General features: G+C 70.1%; 4 protein-coding genes. All 4 read left to right on the top strand.

Annotated elements, in window-relative coordinates; all coding sequences use genetic code 11:
- Positions 1-1,948, top strand: a 1,948-nt coding sequence (locus tag AC27VN_RS36275; RefSeq protein WP_490879760.1) for a TonB-dependent siderophore receptor, incomplete at its 5' end; no start/stop codon positions are given.
- 11 nt (positions 1,949-1,959) lie between these two features.
- Positions 1,960-2,697, top strand: coding sequence for a DUF4198 domain-containing protein (locus AC27VN_RS36270; protein ID WP_490879759.1), 738 nt, complete (start codon positions 1,960-1,962; stop codon positions 2,695-2,697).
- 92 nt (positions 2,698-2,789) lie between these two features.
- Positions 2,790-3,317, top strand: coding sequence for a sigma-70 family RNA polymerase sigma factor (locus AC27VN_RS36265; protein ID WP_296782198.1), 528 nt, complete (start codon positions 2,790-2,792; stop codon positions 3,315-3,317).
- Positions 3,314-3,447: FecR/PupR family sigma factor regulator (locus tag AC27VN_RS36260; protein ID WP_490879761.1), on the top strand; the 134-nt coding region annotated here is incomplete at its 3' end. The genes AC27VN_RS36265 and AC27VN_RS36260, both read left to right, overlap by 4 nt.

Raw genomic sequence — 3,447 nt, 5'->3', positions numbered from 1 at the left:
CGTGAACGCCGGCGCGCTCGGCGTGCGATCGTTGCAGGACCTGCCCTTCGCGGTCGGCTCCTACACCGTCGACACCATCGAGAACCAGCGCGCGCGCACCGCGCTCGACGTGCTGCGCAACGATCCCTCCGTCACGCCCACCTCGGGCTTCTCCTCGTTCGACGGCGTCGCGGTGCGCGGCTTCTCGGCCAACTCCTTCAATAACGTGCGCCGCGACGGCCTGCTGGCGAACATCTACAGCGACGTGCCGCTGGAGAACAAGGAGCGCGTCGACGTGCTCAAGGGGCTGTCGGGCTTCCTGTACGGCGTGGGCGAGCCCAGCGGCATCGTCAACTACGTGCTCAAGCGCCCGACGCGCGAGCGCTTCGCCAGCGTGAGCGCCGAGGTGCGCAGCTACGGCGGGCGCTATGCCAGCGTCGATGCCGGCGGCCCCCTGAACGAGGCCGGCACCGTGGGCTACCGCTTCAATGCCGCGAGCGAGCGGGTCGGCGACTTCACCCATTTCGGCGACCTGCGGCGCGACTTCCTCAGCGGCGCGGTGGACATCAAGCTCAACCGCGACGCGCTGCTGCAGCTCGACTTCGACTGGCAGCGCAAGTCGCTGGCCGCCAGCGGCATGATCGGCCCGCGCAGCGACGGCCTGCTGGTGCCCGCGCGCAGCTTCGATCCGCGCACGCTGGTCGGCCAGCCCTGGGGCCAGTACAAGACCGACGCCTGGAACCTCGGCGCGCGGTTGAACTACGCGCTCGGCGAGAACTGGGACCTGACGGCGCAGCTCGCGCTGAGCCGCACCAAGCGCAACGCGATCTTCTTCAATGCCTCGAAGGTGGCGCCGAACGGCGACGTGCTCGCCGGCAACACGCGCTACGAGGGCGAGGCCTATCCCACCACCGCGGGCCAGGTGTTCGCGACCGGGCGCTTCGACACGGGATCGATCGGGCACGAGGCGGTCATCGGCTATTCGTACTCGAGCCTGCAGTCGCCCGACGGCGACTACCTGCGCTTCCCGCAGTACATCGGCAACATCTACCGGCCGCGGCCCTACTTCGCACCCTTCATCCCCGAGGACACGCACCTGCCCGCGAGCAAGGCGCGCCAGAGCAGCCTGTTCGCGAGCGACACGATCTCCTTCGGGCCGAACTGGCAGCTGCTGGTCGGCGCGCGCCACATCGACTACAGCAGCGACATCGGCAGCAAGTACGACGGCACGCCGAAGTACACGACCAACGTGACCGTGCCCACGGTGAGCGCGATGTACAAGCCCTCGGAGCGCACCACCTTCTACGCGACCTACGGCGAGGGCTTCGAGCAGGGGGCCTATGCGCCGAGCTATGCCGACAACGCGCTGCAGAAGCTCGGGCCGATCAAGAGCCGGCAGTACGAGATCGGCGTGAAGAGCCGCGTGCGCGACGGGCTGATGATGACGGCCGCGGCCTTCGACATGGACAAGCCGCTGCAGGCGGTCTCGCCGGCCGACAACGTCTTCCGCCAGCAGGGCCGCCAGCGGCATCGCGGCGTGGAATTCACGGCCAATGGCGAGATCACGCCGCAACTCAGTGGCATTGCCGGCGTGTCCTGGCTCGACGCGCAGCAGCGCGAGACCGGCGACCCCGCGCTCGAGGGCCGCCGCCCGAGCAACGTGGCGCGCTTCCAGGCCAACCTGTTCCTCGACTACCGGCTGATGGCGGTGCCGGGGCTGTCGCTCAACACCGGCATCTACCACGTCGGCAACCGGCCGCTGGACCGCGCCAACGCGCTGATCGTGCCGAGCTTCACGCGCTGGGACCTGGGTGCGGCCTATGTCACGCGGCTGATGGGCGCGCAGTCGATCCTGCGGCTGTCGATCGAGAACGTGACGAACCGGCGTTACTGGAGCTCGGTCAACTACGGCGGCGTGACGCAGGGCAATCCGCGCATCGTCCGGTTGTCGATGACGGCCAACTTCTGACGGAGGCCCGCATGAAGATCGATGCAAGGAGTGGCCTGCGGAACATGGTCCTGGCGCTCGCGGCCCTGTGCTGCGGCGCGTCGTTGGCCCACGGCGTGTGGGTCGCGCAGCGCGCGGGCGAGCTGGCCGTGGTGCTCGGCGAAGGCGCGCTCGACGAGGCCTACGAGCCGCGGCAGCTGCGCGAGACGAAGGCCTTCACCGCCACCGGTGCGCCGTCGCAGGTGCAGGTGTCGGCGCGTGCGCGCAACGCGGTGGTCGAGCCGGCCAAGGACGTGGCCGTGCTGTGGGTGGCGCTCGAGGACGGCTTCTGGTCGCAGGGCCGCGACGGCAAGTGGGTCGGCGGCTCGCGCCTGCAGGTGCCCGATGCGCGCAAGGCCGGGCACTACATGAAGTACGGCACGACCCTGCTCGCGCCGGTCCGCCTGCCGTTCGCGCCGATCGGTGCCGAGCTGGAGATCGTGCCGCTGGCCGATCCCTTCGCGCTGCGGCGCGGCCAGCGCCTCGCGGTGCGCGTGCTGTCGAAGGGCCGGCCGGTGGCGGGTGTGGAGGTGATCGGCGATTTCACGGGCCACACCGCGGGTCCGCGCGTGAAGACGGACCGTGAGGGCCGCGCCACGGTCACGCTGGGCAGCAGCGGCCTCAACGTGATCGCGGCCTCGCTGGTGCGCCCGCGCAGCGACACCAGCGAGGCCGACGAGGACGGGCTGGAAGCCACCCTCACCTTCGTGCTGCCGCGCGCCGGCCACTGAATTGCGCGGGGCCAGGTAGCCACAAGGCACTACAATGCGAAGGATTCCTATTTAGAAACAGAGGGCGGCAGCAGGTCTGCACGAGAAAGCGCATGGTGGTCGGCGAATCAGCCCTGCAGCGGGAGGTCCACGCGCTCTACAGCGATCACCACGGGTGGCTCTGCGGGTGGCTGCGGAGCAGGCTCGGCAACAGCTGCGACGCGGCGGACATCGCGCACGACACCTTCATGCGCGTGTGGACCGGCTACCGCGCCGACGCCATTCCGCCGCTGCGCGAGCCGCGCGCCTACCTCACGACCGTGGCGCGGCGCCTGATGGTCAATCACTTCGAGCGCCAGTCGCTCGAGCGCGCCTACCTGGCCTCGCTGGCCCTGCTGCCCGAGGCGCTGGTGCCCTCGGTCGAAGAGCGCGCCATCCTGCTCGAAACGCTGCACGAACTCGACGCCCTGCTCGACGAACTCCCGCCGCCGGTGCGCACCGCCTTCCTGATGTCGCAGCTCGAAGGCCTGTCCTACGACGAGATCGCCGCGCGGCTGAAGCTCAGCGTGCGCACCGTCACGCGCTACATGGCGCAGGGGTTCCGGCAGTGCCTGCGGCTGATGCTGGCGCAGGGCGCATGAGAGCCGCGGGCGCCCCGGTCGATCCCCGGCTGCTCGACGAAGCCGCGCAGTGGCTCGCGCGCCTGCATGCCGGGCGCCCAAGCGCCGCCGACCTGCAGGGCTGCGAGGCATGGCGCAACCAGAGCCCCGA

The sequence above is a fragment of the Variovorax sp. 20P10.2.4 genome (genome assembly GCF_058244205.1).
This window is presented reverse-complemented; position numbering and strand designations above follow the sequence as displayed.